The sequence below is a fragment of the Arthrobacter sp. P1_B4 genome (genome assembly GCF_056406555.1).
On record NZ_JBFTZW010000009.1, the window covers coordinates 13567 to 28890 of the forward strand.

Here is a 15324-nt window from a genome sequence, read left to right on the forward strand (position 1 = left end):
CGTGAAGGAAAAGGGGCCGCAACCTGGCCTGGCGGACTGCGGCACGGCCGCTGGATGTCAGCTCTTGTTGAGGTCCTGGGAGATCGCCAGGGCTGCCTCGCGCAGCAACGGCACAGCCCGGTCCGCGAAAGTCTCGTCCACCCGGGAAACGGGCCCGGAGACGGAAATCGCCGCGGGGGTCGGCGCGTTGGGGATGGCAATCGCGAAGCAGCGGACGCCGATCTCCTGCTCTTCCTCATCGATCGAATAGCCGCGGCTGCGGATCAGCTTCAAGTCGGCGAGCAGGGATTCGACGTCGCCGATGCTCTTCGGTGTGGGTGTGGGCATGCCCTTCCGGGTCACGATGCCACGCACCGTCTCATCGTCCAGCTGGGCCAGGATCGCCTTGCCCATGCCGGTGGCGTGCATGTAACCGCGGCGGCCCACTTCGGTGATCATCCGCATGGAGTGCAGGGACGGGACCTGGGCCACGTACATCACCATGTCAGAGTCCAGCACAGCCATGTTGGCGGTTTCCCCGAGCCGTTCCACGAGGGACTGGAGCTGCGGCCGGGCGAGCGCCCCGAGCTGCTTGTTCGCCGCCTCGCCCAGACGGATCAGGCGCGGGCCCAGGGCATAGCGGCGGTTCGGCAGCTGCCTGATGTAGCCCAGGGTGACGAGGGTGCGCAGCAGCCGGTGGATGGTGGGAAGCGGCAGATCGGTGGAGGACGAGAGTTCGCTGAGGGTGACGTCGCCGCCGGCATCGGTGATCAGTTCCAGAAGTTCGAAGACGCGTTCAACGGACTGCACGCCTCCGGGGGCTTTTTCCGCCATAACTTTGCTCTCCTGAGGGGTTGCTTACGACAAATTTTATCCACATCGTGAAAAAAGTGCCTAGTGGACACAAGATACAGTACCGCCCCCGCCGCCGACGGACCCCGGGGGGGTTGTATTTCCACAAAGTAGATAATAATATCCATCATACGAAATAAGTTAGTGCAGTAAGAGCCCGTCCGCGGGCCGACTAGGAGGAAAATTCAATGGCGAATCCCAGCCCCGGAAATTCGATCACCCTGCGCGTGGAGGCGCCCTCGAGCTTCACCGCCACCAGCGAACTGGCCGCCGCCGTCGGTGCGGTCGGCGCCGCGATCACGGCCCTGGACGTCACCGAATCCCACCACGAGACCCTGGTAGTCGACGTCACCTGCAACACCACGGACGACGAGCACGCCGCACGTGTCAAGGACGCGCTCAACGCGCTCGACGGCGTCACGGTCCGGAACGTCTCGGACCGAACCTTCCTGATGCACCTCGGCGGCAAGCTGGAAGTTGTGCCGAAGGTCGCGCTGCGCAACCGCGACGACCTCTCCCGCGCCTACACCCCCGGCGTCGCCCGCGTCTGCCTGGCGATCGCGGAAAACCCTGAGGCCGCCCGGAACCTGACCATCAAACGCAACACCATCGCCGTCGTCACCGACGGCTCCGCCGTCCTGGGCCTCGGCAACATCGGCCCGGCCGCCGCACTGCCGGTCATGGAAGGCAAGGCCGCGCTCTTCAAGCAGTTCGCCAACGTCGACGCCTGGCCGGTCTGCCTGGACACCCAGGACACGGAGGAAATCATCCGGATCGTCAAGGCGCTCGCCCCGGTCTATGGCGGGGTCAACCTTGAGGACATCGCCGCTCCGCGCTGCTTCGAGATCGAAACCCGGCTCCGCGAGGAGCTCGACATCCCGGTCTTCCACGACGACCAGCACGGAACCGCAATCGTCACGCTGGCAGCCCTGACCAACGCCCTGCGCGTGGTGGACAAAAAACTCTCCGAGGTCCGGATTGTCGTTTCGGGCGTCGGCGCCGCCGGCTCCGCCATTATCGCGCTGCTAAAGGCACAGGGGGCCCGCAACATCATCGCCGCCGGCCGATCGGGAGCGATCCACTTCGGCGAACAGTACAGCGACGAGCACCGCACCTGGATTGCCGAGAACACCAACGAACGGGGCTTCTCCGGCACCCTTCACGAGGCGCTCAAGGGAGCCGACGTCTTCATCGGCGTCAGCGCACCGCACGTGATCGGCGAAGAACAGGTGGCATCCATGGCCAACGACGCTATTGTGTTCGCCATGGCCAACCCCACGCCGGAAATCGACCCGGTGGTCGCATCACGGCACGCCGCTGTGGTGGCGACCGGCCGCAGCGACTTCCCCAACCAGATCAACAACGTCCTGGCCTTCCCAGGGTTCTTCCGCGGGCTGCTGGACGCGGGGGCGGCGGACATCACCCCCGAGATGCTGGTGGCCGCCGCCGCGGCGATCGCCAACCGGGTCGCCGACGACGAGCTCAATGCCAGCTACATCATTCCCAGCGTCTTCGACCCCCACGTTGCCGCCGACGTCGCCGCGGCGGTTGTCGCGGCTGCCCATGCGACGGTCCCGGCCGCCGCGCTGACCCACGCCTGATTCGCCGCCTGCTTCACCGACCAGGAAGGACCACAATGGCCCTCACCATTTCAGCCCGCCGCCCCGTTGACCGCGCGGAGGAGATCCTCACACCCGAGGCGCTGGCCTTCATTGAGCAATTGCACCAGCGTTTCGCCGCCACCCGCGGGGATTTGCTCAAGGCCCGCGCGGTCAAACGCGACGAGGTGGCCCGCACCGGCCGGCTCGATTTCCTGCCGGAAACCCGTGATATCCGTGAAGGCGACTGGACGGTGGCCCCGGCCCCGACAGCCCTGCAGGACCGCCGGGTGGAAATGACGGGTCCGGCCGCACCGGCCAAGATGGCCATTAATGCCCTGAACTCCGGGGCCAAGGTCTGGCTCGCGGACCTCGAGGACGCCAGCACTCCCACCTGGTCCAACGTGATCGAATCAATCCTGAACCTCCGCGACGCCGCGGCGGGAACCCTGGCCTACACGTCCCCCGAGGGCAAGGAATATACGCTCCGGACCGATGCCCCGCTGGCCGTCGTTGTCGCCCGCCCGCGCGGCTGGCACATGGCAGAGCGCCACCTGCTGATCGACGGCGAACACACCGTAGGCGCCCTGGTGGACTTCGGCCTGCACTTCTTCCACACCGCCAGGCAGCTGCTGAAGAATGGCCATGGCCCGTACTATTACCTGCCCAAGATGGAGAGCCACCTCGAGGCCCGGCTGTGGAACGAGGTCTTCGTCTTCGCCCAGGACTACCTCGGCATTCCGCAAGGCACCATCCGCGCGACCGTCCTGATCGAGACCATCCCCGCAGCATTCGAGATGGACGAGATCCTCTACGAACTCCGCGACCACGCCTCCGGCCTGAACGCCGGCCGCTGGGACTACCTGTTCAGCATCATCAAGTACTTCCGTGACGCCGGCTCGCGCTTTGTGCTGCCGGACCGCGCCACCGTGGCCATGACCGCGCCGTTCATGCGTGCCTACACCGAACTGCTGGTCAAGACCTGCCACCACCGCGGCGCCTTCGCCATGGGCGGCATGGCGGCCGTCATTCCCAACCGCCGCGAACCCGAGGTGACAGCCCAGGCGTTCGAGAAAGTGCGCGCGGACAAGACCCGTGAGGCGAACGACGGCTTTGACGGTTCCTGGGTGGCCCACCCGGACCTGGTGCCGGTCTGCCGGGACGTCTTCGACGCCGTCCTGGGCGAGCGGCCGAACCAGCTGGACAGGCAGCGCCCGGAAGTCTCGGTCACCGCGGACCAGCTCCTGGACGTCGCCTCCGCCCGTGGCACGGTCACCGAGGCAGGCATGCGCCTGAACCTCTACGTTGCCGTCGCCTACACAGCGGTGTGGATTTCGGGCAACGGCGCGGTCGCCATCCACAACCTGATGGAGGACGCGGCGACGGCGGAAATCTCGCGGTCCCAGGTCTGGCAGCAGATCCGCAACAACTCTGTGCTCGCCGACACTGGCCGGACCGTCACCCGCGAGCTGGTATCCGGGATCCTGGCCGAGGAAACCGAGAAGCTCCGGGGCGAGGTGGGCGAGGAAGCTTTCGTGAAGCACTACCTGCCCGCCAGCAAGCTCATCGGCGACATCTGCCTGTCCGAGGACTACACGGACTTCCTCACCACGCCGGCTTACGAGCTGGTGGGCTGAGGCATGGCAGCCACCTCCGCCAGTGCCAGGCCGCAACCACGCAGCCATCTGCAGAGCCAGGGTCCGGTGACGCCGGCCCTCTCCGGGGCCGACCTCGCCCGGATCGATGCGCAGCTCGCCGACACCGACCGGCTGCTGGAGCGCAGCTACCCGGGCGACGACGGCTCCCGCCAGCCGGTGCACACCGTCTACGTTCCGGCCGACCGCTTCGGCCCGGAGTTCGCCGCGGACTGGGGCGCCCAGGCCCTCGCCGCGGTGGACGCCCGCGGCGGCGTCGAAAGCCTGTGCGCGCTGCAGGGCCAGGAAACCGAACTGGCCGCCGCCGTCGCGCCGCGGGTCCGGGCCAAGCTCTCACGCGAGCCGATCGAGGACCTCCGTCTGGACTTTGAGGACGGGTTCGGGGACCGGGGCGACGACGCCGAGGACGCCGCCGCTGCCGCCGCGGCATCCGCCGTGGCCGCCGCCGTCGCCGCCGGTACCGCGCCGCCGTTCATCGGGATCCGCTTCAAGTGCTTCGAGGCTGCCACCCGCGCCCGGGGTCTGCGGACCCTGGATCTCTTCGTCTCGCAGCTGGCCACGGCCGGCGAACTGCCGGACGGGCTCGTCCTCACCCTGCCAAAGGTCACCACGGTGGCGCAGGTGGAGGCCATGGCCTTCGCCGTGTCCCGGCTCGAGGAAGTCCACTCGCTCCCCGCGGGCCGGCTCCGCTTTGAGGTGCAGGTGGAAACGCCGCAGCTCATCCTGGGCCCGGACGGAACCTCGCCGGTGGCGCGCCTGCCGCACGCGGTGCCCGGCCGGATCAGCGGGCTGCACTACGGCACCTACGACTACTCGGCATCGCTGCAGATCTCCGCCGAATACCAGTCCATGGAACATCCCGTGGCGGACTTTGCCAAGGAAGTCATGCAGCTTGCCGCGGCCGGCACCGGGATCCGGCTCTCCGACGGCTCCACCAACATCATCCCGGTGGGCGGGAACGTGGAGCAGGCCTGGCAGCTCCACGGCCGGCTGGTCCGCCGCTCGCTGGAACGCGGCTACTACCAGGGCTGGGACCTCCACCCCGCCCAGCTGCCCAGCCGGTTCGCCGCAACCTACGCCTTCTACCGGCAAGGGCTCCCGGCCGCCGCTGCCCGGCTCCGCAATTACGTGGACCAAACCGCCGGCGGCGTTCTGGACGAACCCGCCACCGCACGGGCTCTGGCAGCCTTCGTGCTGCGCGGCGTCCAGTGCGGCGCCGTCGGCACCGAAGAAGTCATGGCGCTGGCCGGCGTCGGGCTCCCTGAACTCACCGCGCTGGCCCACCCCCGGCTGGCCAACACCTCAACTCCCTCAGCAAAAGGAACGCACCCATGAGCAACTATTTCTACCCCGAAGGCGGGCTTCCGCCGCAGACCCAGATCCTCTCCGACCGGGCCGTGGTCAAGGAGGCCTACACCGTCATTCCGAAGGGCGTGCTCCGGGACATCGTCACGAGCAAACTGCCCGGCTGGACCAACACCCGCTCCTGGATCCTGGCCCGGCCCATCGCCGGTTTTGCCACGACGTTCTCGCAGCTGATCGTCGAGGTGGGACCGGGCGGAGGCTCGGAGAAGCCCGAGCCGGAGGCCGGCGTCGAAGGCGTCATCTTCCTGACCAAGGGCGCCCTGGCACTGACCCTCGAAGGGGAAATCCACAGGCTGGGCGAGGGCGGCTACGCCTACCTCGCCGCGGGGGCCCAATGGTCCGTGGCGAACGAGTCCGGGGAGATCGCCAGTTTCCAGTGGATCCGGAAGGCCTACGAGCCGCTGGACGGCTACACGGCGAAATCCTTTGTAACCCGCGACCAGGACGTCGCACCGCGGGCGATGCCGGACACCGACGGGGCCTGGGCCACCACGCGTTTCGTGGACCCGGAGGACCTCGCCCACGACATGCACGTCAACATCGTCACCCTCAAGCCCGGCGCCTCCATCCCCTTCGCGGAAACCCACGTCATGGAGCACGGCCTCTTCGTGCTGGAAGGCAAAGCCGTCTACCGGCTCAATGACGACTGGGTGGAGGTGGAGGCCGGCGACTTCATGTGGCTGCGTGCCTTCTGCCCCCAGGCGTGCTACGCCGGCGGTCCGGGCAACTTCCGGTACCTGCTGTACAAGGACGTCAACCGCCAGATCCGCCTGACCTAAGACCGATCCAGCACTACCAATCCACCAATACCGATCCACGTAGTGGAGTCCGCCCCGTCTGACGGGGCGGACTCCTCCGTGGTTCCGCCGGTCGCGCCTCCGCACCAAATCTGGTCACCCAGCCCGGAGCCCTTGCGGCCCGGGCGATGCTTGCTAGCCTGAGGCTGTGAAGTACGAATCCCTGTGGATCGGAATGCTCCTCGGCGCGGCCCTCGGCTTCGCCATCGGGGTCACCACCGTCGACAAGCCATTCACGGGCCTGCTGATCGGCCTCGGGGTCGGCGCACTCGTGGGCCTGGGCATCCGGAAGGACCCTACGAAGCGCTAGGGAATTTCGCGGCATCTGCTGCCCGCGCGCCCTGAACTGCCGGAGCCTGAACTACCGTAGGCTCCCGCGCCCTGAGGTGCCGGGCCAAGAATATTGGGGTCCCGCGCGCCTCACCCCGCAGCCACACCCCGCATTCGCTCACCCCTTGACTCCCCGGCCCAACCTTCCCTACACTTTTCATAAAGCAGAATCTTAATTCCACAAAGCGGAAAACAGGCAAGAGGATCTGCAAGGCAAAGGTGCCCGGGATCCAGCTCCCGCCCACCCCGGAAGGAACCCACAATGACGTACACCGTGAACTGCTCCATCCTCCTGACGGAGCTCCCCCTCTGGGAACGCCCGGCCGCCGCGAAGGCCGCTGGTTTTGACGCCGTCGAATTCTGGTGGCCCTTCGAGACATCCGTCCCCACCGACGTCGAGGTTGCCCGGTTTGAGAACGCCATCACTGACGCCGGCGTGCAGCTCACAGGCCTGAACTTCAACGCGGGCGATATGCCGGGCGGTGACCGCGGCCTGGTCTCCTGGCCGGCACGTTCCACCGAGTTCCAGGACAACATCGACGTCGTCGCCGGCATCGGTGAGCGCCTCGGCTGCAAGGCCTTCAACGCCCTCTACGGCAATCGTATTGACGGCGAATCTGCTGAGCAGCAGGACGCCATTGGCGCCGAAAATCTTGCGGCGGCGGCTGCCGGCGTGGCCCGCATCGGCGGTACGGTCCTCCTGGAACCCGTCAGCGGCGCCCCCCGGTACCCCCTGCTCAAGGCACAGGACGCCCTCGACGTCATCGCCCGGGTGAAGCAGGAATCCGGCGCCGGGAACGTCAAACTCCTCGCGGACTTCTACCACCTGGCCGTGAACGGTGACGACGTCGCCGCCGTCATCGAAAAGCACGCCAAGGACTTCGGCCACATCCAGATCGCCGACAACCCCGGCCGCGGGGCTCCCGGAACCGGGCAGCTTCCCCTCGGCGAATGGATCGCCCGCAGCCGCGCACTCGGCTACGAAGGCTACATCGGCCTCGAATACAAGGAACCGGCGCAGACCGCGTTCAGCTGGGCCATCCGCCAGCGCGTCCCGCAGTAGTCCCACCCGCACCCTCAGTCCGCACGAGCGCAAAGAAGCACACGCGCGCTAAAACGCACACAAAGACTTCAGAAAGAGAACCACAATGAGCAACATCGCAGTCATCGGCCTCGGTATCATGGGCCTGCCCATGGCCGTCAACCTCGTCAAGGCCGGCCACACGGTCACGGGCTTCAACCGCAGCCAGGACAAGACCGACAAGCTCGTCTCCGAAGGCGGCAAGGGTGCCACGAGCATCGCGGAGGCCGTCAGGGACGCCGACGTGGTCATCACCATGGTGCCGGACTCCCCCGACGTCGAAGGCGTGGTCAGCGGCCCCGACGGGGTGTTCGCCAACGCCAAGCCGGGCGCCCTGTGGGTTGATGCCAGCAGCATCCGCCCCGACGTCGCCAAACGCCTCGCCGACGACGCCCGGGCCGCCGGGATCCGGCCCCTCGACGCCCCGGTCTCCGGCGGCGAACAAGGCGCCATCGACGCCGCGCTGTCCATCATGGTGGGCGGTGACGCCGCCGACTTCGAGGCGGCACGGGATGTCCTGGCCGCCGTCGGCAAGACCATCGTCCACGTGGGGCCCTCCGGTTCCGGCCAGACCGTCAAGGCAGCCAACCAGCTGATCGTGGCCGTCAACATTGAAGTCCTTGGCGAGGCGATCGCCTTCCTCGAGGCCTACGGCGTGGACACGGACGCCGCCCTCAAGGTCCTCGGCGGCGGCCTGGCCGGCTCCAAGGTCCTGGAGCAGAAGGGTCAGAAGATGCTGGACCGCAACTTCGACCCCGGCTTCCGCCTGGCCTTGCACCACAAGGACCTCGGCATCGTCACCTCCGCGGCCCGCGAGGCCAATGTCGCCGTCCCCCTCGGCGCCATCGTCGCGCAGCTCGTCGCCGCCACCGTCAACCAGGGCGACGGCGGCCTGGACCACTCGGGCCTCTTCAAACAGGTCCTGAAGCTCAGCGGCCGCAACTAAGCGGCGCTGCCGCCCCGGCAAGGGGCACTTCGACACGAACGCACCGGCCGGCGTCGAGATTTACGACGGCGGCCCCCCCTCCCCCCAACAAGAGGTGCCCGCGACGGTTCGCCGGGCCTCCCTTCACCACACCCAAAAACAGACTTTCAAGGAGCACACCATGACGAAGATGCGCACTGTAGACGCAGCCGTCGCCATCCTGGAAAAGGAAGGCGCCACCGAGGCGTTCGGCCTGCCAGGCGCGGCGATCAACCCGTTCTATTCGGCCATGAGGGCCCACGGCGGCATCCGCCACACCCTGGCCCGCCACGTTGAAGGCGCCAGCCACATGGCCGACGGCTACAGCCGGGCCAAGGACGGCAACATCGGCATCTGCATCGGCACGTCGGGCCCCGCGGGCACGGACATGATCACCGGCCTGTACGCGGCGTGGGCCGATTCCATCCCGATGCTCTGCATCACCGGCCAGGCACCCGTGGCCAAGCTGCACAAGGAGGACTTCCAGGCCGTGGACATCGAGTCCATCGCCAAGCCGGTCACCAAGTTGGCCATGACCATCCTTGAACCCGGCCAGGTCCCCGGAGCCTTCCAGAAAGCTTTCCAGCTGATGCGCTCCGGCCGCCCGGGCCCGGTCTTACTGGACCTGCCGATCGACGTGCAGATGGCCGAGATCGAATTCGATATCGACACCTATGAGCCCCTGCCCGTGGAGAAGCCCCGGGCCAGCCGGAAGCAGCTGGAAAAGGCACTGGACATGCTCACCGCAGGCGAGCGCCCGCTGATCGTGGCCGGCGGCGGCATCATCAATGCCGGAGCCTCGGCCCAGCTCGTGGAACTGGCCGAGCTGCTGGGCGTCCCCGTGATCCCCACCCTCATGGGCTGGGGCGCGATCCCGGATGACCACGAACTCATGGCCGGCATGGTGGGCCTGCAGACCAGCCACCGGTACGGCAACGAGAACTTCCTGCGCAGCGACTTCGTGATCGGCATCGGCAACCGCTGGGCCAACCGCCACACCGGCGGCCTGGACACCTACACCGCCGGCCGCACGTTCGTGCACATCGACATCGAGCCGACCCAGATCGGCCGCGTGTTCTCCCCGGACTTCGGCATCGCCTCCGACGCCGGCGCCGCCCTGGATGGGCTGCTGGAGCTGGCCCGGGAACGCCGGGACGCCGGGTCCCTGCCGGACTACACCGCCTGGGTTGACGAATGTTCCGGGCGCAAAGCCACACTGCACCGCAAGACCCACTTCGACAACGTGCCGATCAAGCCTCAGCGCGTGTACGAGGAAATGAACAAAGCATTCGGCAAGGACACCACGTACGTGTCCACCATCGGACTGTCGCAGATCGCCGGCGCCCAGATGCTGCACGTGTTCGGCCCGCGCAAGTGGATCAACGCCGGACAGGCAGGCCCGCTGGGCTGGACCGCCCCCGCCGCGCTGGGCGTGGTCCGGGGCAAGCCGGACCAGACCGTGGTTGCCCTCTCCGGTGACTACGACTTCCAGTTCATGATCGAGGAACTGGCCGTGGGCGCGCAATTCAACCTGCCGTACATCCACGTTGTGGTCAACAACTCCTACCTCGGCCTGATCCGCCAGTCCCAGCGCGGCTTCAACATGGAACAGAACGTGTCCCTGGCGTTCGAGAACATCAACTCCACGGATCTCTCTGCAACCGCAAGCGGCTACGGCGTGGACCACATTAAGGTGGCCGAGGGCCTGGGCTGCAAGGCGATCCGGGTGGAAAACCCGGAAGACCTGCCTGCCGCGTTCGACAAGGCCAAGGCGCTCCTGGGCGAGTTCAGGGTTCCGGTGGTGGTGGAAGTCATCCTGGAGAAGATCACGAACATCTCCATGGGCACCGAAATCAGCGCCGTCAACGAGTTCGAGGCCCTGGCCGAGACCTCCGCGGACGCCCCCACCGCCATTCTGGCCCTGCAGGCCTGAGATGCGCGTCGTCATAGCGCCGGACAAGTTCAAGGGATCGCTCTCGGCCCCGGACGTCGCCCGGCACCTCGAAGCAGGGCTGCAGCGGGCTTGCGGGGGCAATCTGGAGGTACTGCGGATTCCCGTGGCCGACGGCGGCGAGGGCACCCTCGATGCCGCCGTCGGCTCCGGCTTCACCCGCCGCAGCGCCGTCGTCAGCGGCCCCACCGGAGCGCCGATCCGGGCGGAGTTCGCGGTCCGCGGACGCGAGGCGGTCATTGAGATGGCCGCCGCGTCCGGCCTCGCCGTCCTGCCCGGCGGCGGGGGCGGCCGCCCTGATTCCGACTCCGCCAATGGCGCCAGCAGCAAGGGAACCGGCGAACTGATCCGGGCCGCGCTCGACGCCGGGTGCCGGCAGATCATCCTGGGCGTCGGCGGCAGCGCCAACACCGACGGCGGCGCCGGGGTCCTCCAGGGACTCGGTGCCAAGCTCCTCGACGCCGACGGCAACGAACTTCCGCCCGGCGGTGCGGCCCTGGCCCGGCTGGCCTGGATCGACTTCTCCGGCTTCGATGCCCGCCTGGACGAGGCACGCTTCGTACTCGCCAGCGACGTCGACAACCCTTTGCTTGGTGCCCAAGGCGCCGCTGCGATCTTCGGCCCGCAGAAGGGCGCCACCCCCGAGGACGTAGCAGCCCTCGACGCCGCCCTGGGCCGCTTTGTGGACGTGCTCTGCGCCGAAATCGGGCCCCGCGCGCGGAAGGCTGCGGACGCTCCGGGTGCCGGGGCTGCCGGCGGCGTGGGCTACGCAGCCATCGCAGTGCTGGCCGCGACCCGCCGGCCCGGCATCGACGTCGTCCTCGAATTCACAGGGCTGGCCGAGCGGCTGGCCGGCGCGGATCTGGTGATCACCGGCGAAGGCAGCCTCGACGAACAGACCCTCCTGGGCAAGACTCCGGTGGGCGTTGCCCGGGCGGCGCGCCGCGCCAAGGTTCCGGTGGTCGCGGTGTGCGGCCGGTCCGTCCTGACCCCGGAGCAGATCAGCAGTTCCGGGTTCCTCGCAGTCCACGCTTTGACGGAGCTGGAAAGCAATGTAGACACATGTATAACCGACGCCGCGGCGCTGCTGGAGCGCCTCGGCCGGCAACTCGGCGAGCAATTGGCCAACGTGGCGCCCTCCGCGCAGGGCGCCCGCGCCCTGGACAGTGCTCCGGGAAAGGAGACCCTCAGTGTCTGAAGAAACCTACGACGTCGTCTTCCGCGGGCAGCGGGTGCTGACCACCGCCGGCATCGCCGCCCGGGAAGTCGGCATCCGCGGCGGCGTGATTGTCGCGATCGAGCCGTTGGGCAACGGCCTCTCCGGCCGTGAAGTCATTGAGCTTGCCGACGACGAGACCCTCCTGCCGGGCCTCGTGGACACCCACGTGCACGTCAATGAGCCCGGCCGGACCGAGTGGGAGGGATTCGCGTCCGCCACCCGGGCGGCAGCGGCCGGCGGCGTCACCACCATCATTGACATGCCGTTGAACAGCATCCCGCCCACCACTACCGTGGAGGCCCTGAAACTGAAGCGGGAGGTGGCCGGGGACCAGGTGTTCGTGGACGTCGGCTTCTGGGGCGGAGCCGTCCCGGGCAACAAGAACGAACTGCGGCCGCTGCACGACGAGGGCGTTTTCGGCTTCAAATGCTTCCTGCTGCACTCCGGCGTGGACGAGTTCCCGCACTTGGAAGCGGACGAAATGGAACAGGACATGGCCGAGCTCAAGTCCTTCGACTCGCTCATGATCGTCCACGCCGAGGACTCCCACGCGATCGACCACGCGCCCCACCCCGGCGGCGACCACTACTCCACGTTCCTGGCTTCCCGCCCGCGCGGGGCCGAGAACAAGGCCGTCGCCGAGGTCATCGAACGGGCCCGCTGGACCGGAGCCCGCGCCCACATCCTGCACCTTTCCTCCTCCGACGCGCTCCCCATGATCGCCACCGCCAAGCGCGACGGCGTTCGCCTCACCGTGGAAACGTGCCCGCACTACCTGACGCTGACGGCCGAGGAAATCCCGAACGGCGCCACCGCCTACAAGTGCTGCCCGCCGATCCGCGAAGCCTCCAACCGCGAACTGCTGTGGGCCGGCCTGCAGGACGGCACCATCGACTGCATCGTCTCGGACCACTCCCCGTCCACCCTGGACCTGAAGGACTTGGAAAACGGTGACTTCGCCGTGGCCTGGGGCGGCGTCTCCTCGCTGCAGTTGGGCCTGTCACTGATCTGGACCGAGGCCCGACACCGCGGCATCCCGCTCGAGCAGGTTCTCTCGTGGATGGCGGCAAAGCCGGCCCAACTCGCCGGCCTTGGCAATAAAGGCCAACTGGCGCTGGGATACGACGCCGACCTCGCCGTATTTGCCCCGGACGAGGCTTTCGTTGTGGATGTCTCCAAGCTCAAACACAAGAACCCCATCACCCCGTATGACGGTAAGGCGCTTTCCGGCGTCGTCCGGCAGACCTACCTCCGCGGCACCCTGATCGACGGCCGGACCCCGGCCGGCAAGCTGATCCGCCGCGGCGGCGTGTGAGCCAGGCGGCCGTGGCCGGCACCCCGCCCGCCGTTCACGGACGGGCCCGGCATAACGGGCAGGCACGGCAGGCCGGCCTCACCGCGAAGGGACTGGCGGTCTGGGTCACGGTGCCGGACGACTCCGAGGTTGACCCGGTGTGCCTGGCCCGCGCGGCCGAACTCGTGCTCGGCCGCGCCCTCAGATGTGCCCCGGAGGCGGAAGTCCACTTTAGGCCCGCCGCCGGAGCCGCAACATCCGCCGTCGTCCGGTCCCCCGGAGACGACGGCACCCCGGCGGGAACAGCAGATCCCGCCGGGGACACCGGCGGGGCGGGCCTGGAGCCCGTCCCCGGCAGCATCAGCCGGCTCGCCGTCGACCTCGCGGCCGGAGACGCCAGGCTGGATGGAGAGCGGGTGCCCCTGACGGATCTGGAGTTCACGCTTCTGAGATGTCTCGTGCAGAACTGCTCCCGCACGGTAAGCCGGCAGGAGCTGCAGCTTTGCCTCGACGCGTTCGACACCCCGGGCGCGGCAACCCGGTCCATCGACGTGTACGTCGGCCGGTTGCGCCGGAAACTCAAGGGCTGCCGGCACGCCGTCGTCACCGTCCGCAGCGGCGGCTACCGCTTCGTCCCCAGTCCGCGGGCGACGGTCCGCGGACCAGCGGAATACAGCATCTGAGCTCCGCTGCCACAACCATCCCGACCCTCGATCGAAGGAACTGCATGCAATCCACCGTGACCACCAAGCTGCACGCCATCACTAAGCTGCACAGCGAAGATCCAGCACCCGGGTTCACGCTGCCAGATGCTGCGGGCCGCCGGATCTCCCTGGCCGATTATCGCGGCAAAAACGTCATCATCTACTTCTACCCCCGCGCAGCCACTCCCGGGTGCACCACCGAGGCTTGCGACTTCCGCGACAGCCTCGCTGCCCTCCACGGCGCAGGCTTCGAGGTCCTTGGCATCTCACCCGACGCCCGGGAGGCCCTGTCCGCCTTTGCCGCGGAACATGCGCTCACGTTCCCCCTGCTCGCGGACGAAGACCACGCTGTGGCCCTCGCGTACGGCGCCTGGGGCGAGAAGCTGATGGACGGCGAGGTCCGCGAAGGCACGGTCCGGTCCACCGTGGTTGTCGGTCCCGATGGCAACGTGGTCCTGGCGCAATACCACGTCAGTCCGCAGGGCCACGTGCGGGCGCTGCGGGAGGAGCTTGGCATCTAGGGGCTCGGACGCCATGCGGGCGGACCCGGACATGCGCGGGCTGGAAACAGCCTAGAAGACGGCGCCCGCCACCGCCTGCGTCAGCTGATGGATCACTTCAGTGCGTTCCGGGACGTCGCTCAGGTCCTTGCCCTTGGTGTAGATCACCAGGGCGTATGCGGTGCCGTCCCGGGCGAGGATGCCGGCGTCGTGCAGTTCACCGCCCAGGAGCCCGTACTTGTGGAAGACCGTGATCCCGTCCGGCACTGCGGCGGGAATGAGTGTTTCGTAGTTGGTGTCCTGCATATAGGACAACAGCTCGGCGGTGTGGTCGGCGTTCAGGAGCGTCCCAGAGTAGAGGCGGGAGACGATGGTCGCCATTTCCGCCGGTGTCAGCGTGTTGGTTTCCGGGTCATAGCTCACACCCAGCGACGCCGCGTACTCTGTCAGTTCCTCGTGGCCCACTGCGTCCATGATCAGCGACCACGAGTCATTGTCGCTCTGCTGGATCATCTCCCGGAGCTGGAAGCCGGCGGTGTAGCTCCCCAAAGGGTCATCGAGGCTGGCCGCCCCGGTTTCGACCAAGTGGTAGTAGGCCGCCGCGGCCAGGACTTTGGCTGTGCTCGCGGCCACGAATTTCTCCCGGACACCGTATTCGTGGACGTCCGCGGAACCGGCGCCCTGGGAGAGGCCGACCAGCGCCACGCCGATCTGGTACTGGCTGTTGGCAGCGAGAATGGCCTGGATGCGCGCGTCCAGGGCCGCGTCCACCGCGCCCGACGCCGGGCCGGATGCCTGGACCGCAGCATTGAGACTGGCTGACGGCGAAGCACCGGCCTCAGCTGTCGTCGCGGCAGACTGCGCGGCCGACGTCGTCGTGGGATTCGCCGTCGTGGGATTCGCCGCCGTGGGATTCGCCGCCGTCAAGCGGGCTTGCGCAAAGGAATAGATACCTGCGGCCAGGACGACCGCGAGCACTGCTGCACAGACCGCACCCATCAGGGCCCGTGGCCGGACGGTCACTCGACGCGCCCG

13 protein-coding genes and 1 pseudogene are annotated in these 15324 nt (G+C 67.9%); 12 read left to right on the forward strand and 2 right to left on the reverse strand.

The genetic code is table 11. The features are described from left to right. Positions 1-57 precede the first annotated feature (57 nt). On the reverse strand, positions 58-813 hold the full coding sequence (locus AC1D1W_RS05930; RefSeq protein WP_028275490.1) for an IclR family transcriptional regulator: 756 nt from the start codon (positions 811-813) through the stop codon (positions 58-60). Between the two features lie 206 nt (positions 814-1019). Between AC1D1W_RS05930 and AC1D1W_RS05935 the strand changes: the two genes are divergently transcribed. From AC1D1W_RS05935 to AC1D1W_RS05990, 12 genes and pseudogenes are all read left to right on the forward strand, one after another. Continuing rightward, positions 1020-2432, forward strand: coding sequence for an NAD-dependent malic enzyme (locus AC1D1W_RS05935; protein ID WP_476943203.1), 1413 nt, complete (start codon positions 1020-1022; stop codon positions 2430-2432). A gap of 35 nt (positions 2433-2467) precedes the next feature. Then, entirely contained in the window at positions 2468-4066 is a 1599-nt protein-coding gene (gene aceB / locus AC1D1W_RS05940) for a malate synthase A (RefSeq protein WP_476943204.1), read from the forward strand. Positions 4067-4132: 66 nt separating this feature from the next. Continuing rightward, positions 4133-5419: a DUF6986 family protein gene (locus AC1D1W_RS05945; protein ID WP_243180907.1), complete on the forward strand. Its 1287-nt coding sequence runs from the start codon at positions 4133-4135 to the stop codon at positions 5417-5419. After that, positions 5416-6228: a bifunctional allantoicase/(S)-ureidoglycine aminohydrolase gene (locus tag AC1D1W_RS05950; RefSeq protein WP_028275486.1), complete on the forward strand. Its 813-nt coding sequence runs from the start codon at positions 5416-5418 to the stop codon at positions 6226-6228. The genes AC1D1W_RS05945 and AC1D1W_RS05950 overlap by 4 nt, the downstream gene beginning before the upstream one ends. Positions 6229-6394: 166 nt before the next feature. Next, positions 6395-6556 carry a glycine zipper domain-containing protein gene (locus tag AC1D1W_RS05955; RefSeq protein WP_162159054.1) on the forward strand — a complete coding sequence of 54 codons (162 nt, stop codon included), beginning with the start codon at positions 6395-6397 and terminating at the stop codon, positions 6554-6556. 282 nt (positions 6557-6838) lie between these two features. After that, positions 6839-7639, forward strand: coding sequence for a hydroxypyruvate isomerase family protein (locus AC1D1W_RS05960; RefSeq protein WP_476943205.1), 801 nt, complete (start codon positions 6839-6841; stop codon positions 7637-7639). Positions 7640-7712: 73 nt separating this feature from the next. Beyond that, positions 7713-8603: pseudogene (locus AC1D1W_RS05965) on the forward strand (2-hydroxy-3-oxopropionate reductase); the annotation flags it as partial. A 160-nt stretch (positions 8604-8763) separates the two neighbouring features. Then, a complete protein-coding gene (gene gcl, locus AC1D1W_RS05970; protein ID WP_476943206.1) occupies positions 8764-10554 on the forward strand; it encodes a glyoxylate carboligase in 1791 nt (596 codons plus the stop codon). Between the two features lies 1 nt (position 10555). Beyond that, complete coding sequence (locus tag AC1D1W_RS05975) at positions 10556-11770, forward strand: glycerate kinase (RefSeq protein ID WP_476943207.1); 1215 nt, start codon at positions 10556-10558, stop codon at positions 11768-11770. After that, positions 11763-13106 carry an allantoinase AllB gene (gene allB, locus AC1D1W_RS05980; protein ID WP_243180660.1) on the forward strand — a complete coding sequence of 448 codons (1344 nt, stop codon included), beginning with the start codon at positions 11763-11765 and terminating at the stop codon, positions 13104-13106. The genes AC1D1W_RS05975 and allB overlap by 8 nt, the downstream gene beginning before the upstream one ends. After that, complete coding sequence (locus AC1D1W_RS05985) at positions 13103-13768, forward strand: winged helix-turn-helix domain-containing protein (RefSeq protein WP_476943208.1); 666 nt, start codon at positions 13103-13105, stop codon at positions 13766-13768. Before allB ends, AC1D1W_RS05985 begins: the two co-directional genes overlap by 4 nt. Positions 13769-13812: 44 nt before the next feature. Then, complete coding sequence (locus tag AC1D1W_RS05990) at positions 13813-14310, forward strand: peroxiredoxin (protein ID WP_243180658.1); 498 nt, start codon at positions 13813-13815, stop codon at positions 14308-14310. 51 nt (positions 14311-14361) lie between these two features. Here AC1D1W_RS05990 and AC1D1W_RS05995 read toward each other — a convergent pair whose 3' ends face one another. Continuing rightward, on the reverse strand, positions 14362-15312 hold the full coding sequence (locus AC1D1W_RS05995; RefSeq protein WP_476943209.1) for a serine hydrolase: 951 nt from the start codon (positions 15310-15312) through the stop codon (positions 14362-14364). Positions 15313-15324: the final 12 nt, after the last annotated feature.

What these genes read in the sequence shown, in the direction of transcription:
- AC1D1W_RS05935 (WP_476943203.1), top strand. Translation starts at nt 1,020, where the DNA reads ATGGCGAATCCCAGCCCCGGAAATTCGATCACCCTGCGCGTGGAGGCG.
- aceB (WP_476943204.1), top strand. Translation starts at nt 2,468, where the DNA reads ATGGCCCTCACCATTTCAGCCCGCCGCCCCGTTGACCGCGCGGAGGAG.
- AC1D1W_RS05960 (WP_476943205.1), top strand. Translation starts at nt 6,839, where the DNA reads ATGACGTACACCGTGAACTGCTCCATCCTCCTGACGGAGCTCCCCCTC.
- AC1D1W_RS05990 (WP_243180658.1), top strand. Translation starts at nt 13,813, where the DNA reads ATGCAATCCACCGTGACCACCAAGCTGCACGCCATCACTAAGCTGCAC.
- AC1D1W_RS05950 (WP_028275486.1), top strand. Translation starts at nt 5,416, where the DNA reads ATGAGCAACTATTTCTACCCCGAAGGCGGGCTTCCGCCGCAGACCCAG.
- AC1D1W_RS05930 (WP_028275490.1), bottom strand. Translation starts at nt 813, where the DNA reads ATGGCGGAAAAAGCCCCCGGAGGCGTGCAGTCCGTTGAACGCGTCTTC.
- AC1D1W_RS05975 (WP_476943207.1), top strand. Translation starts at nt 10,556, where the DNA reads ATGCGCGTCGTCATAGCGCCGGACAAGTTCAAGGGATCGCTCTCGGCC.
- gcl (WP_476943206.1), top strand. Translation starts at nt 8,764, where the DNA reads ATGACGAAGATGCGCACTGTAGACGCAGCCGTCGCCATCCTGGAAAAG.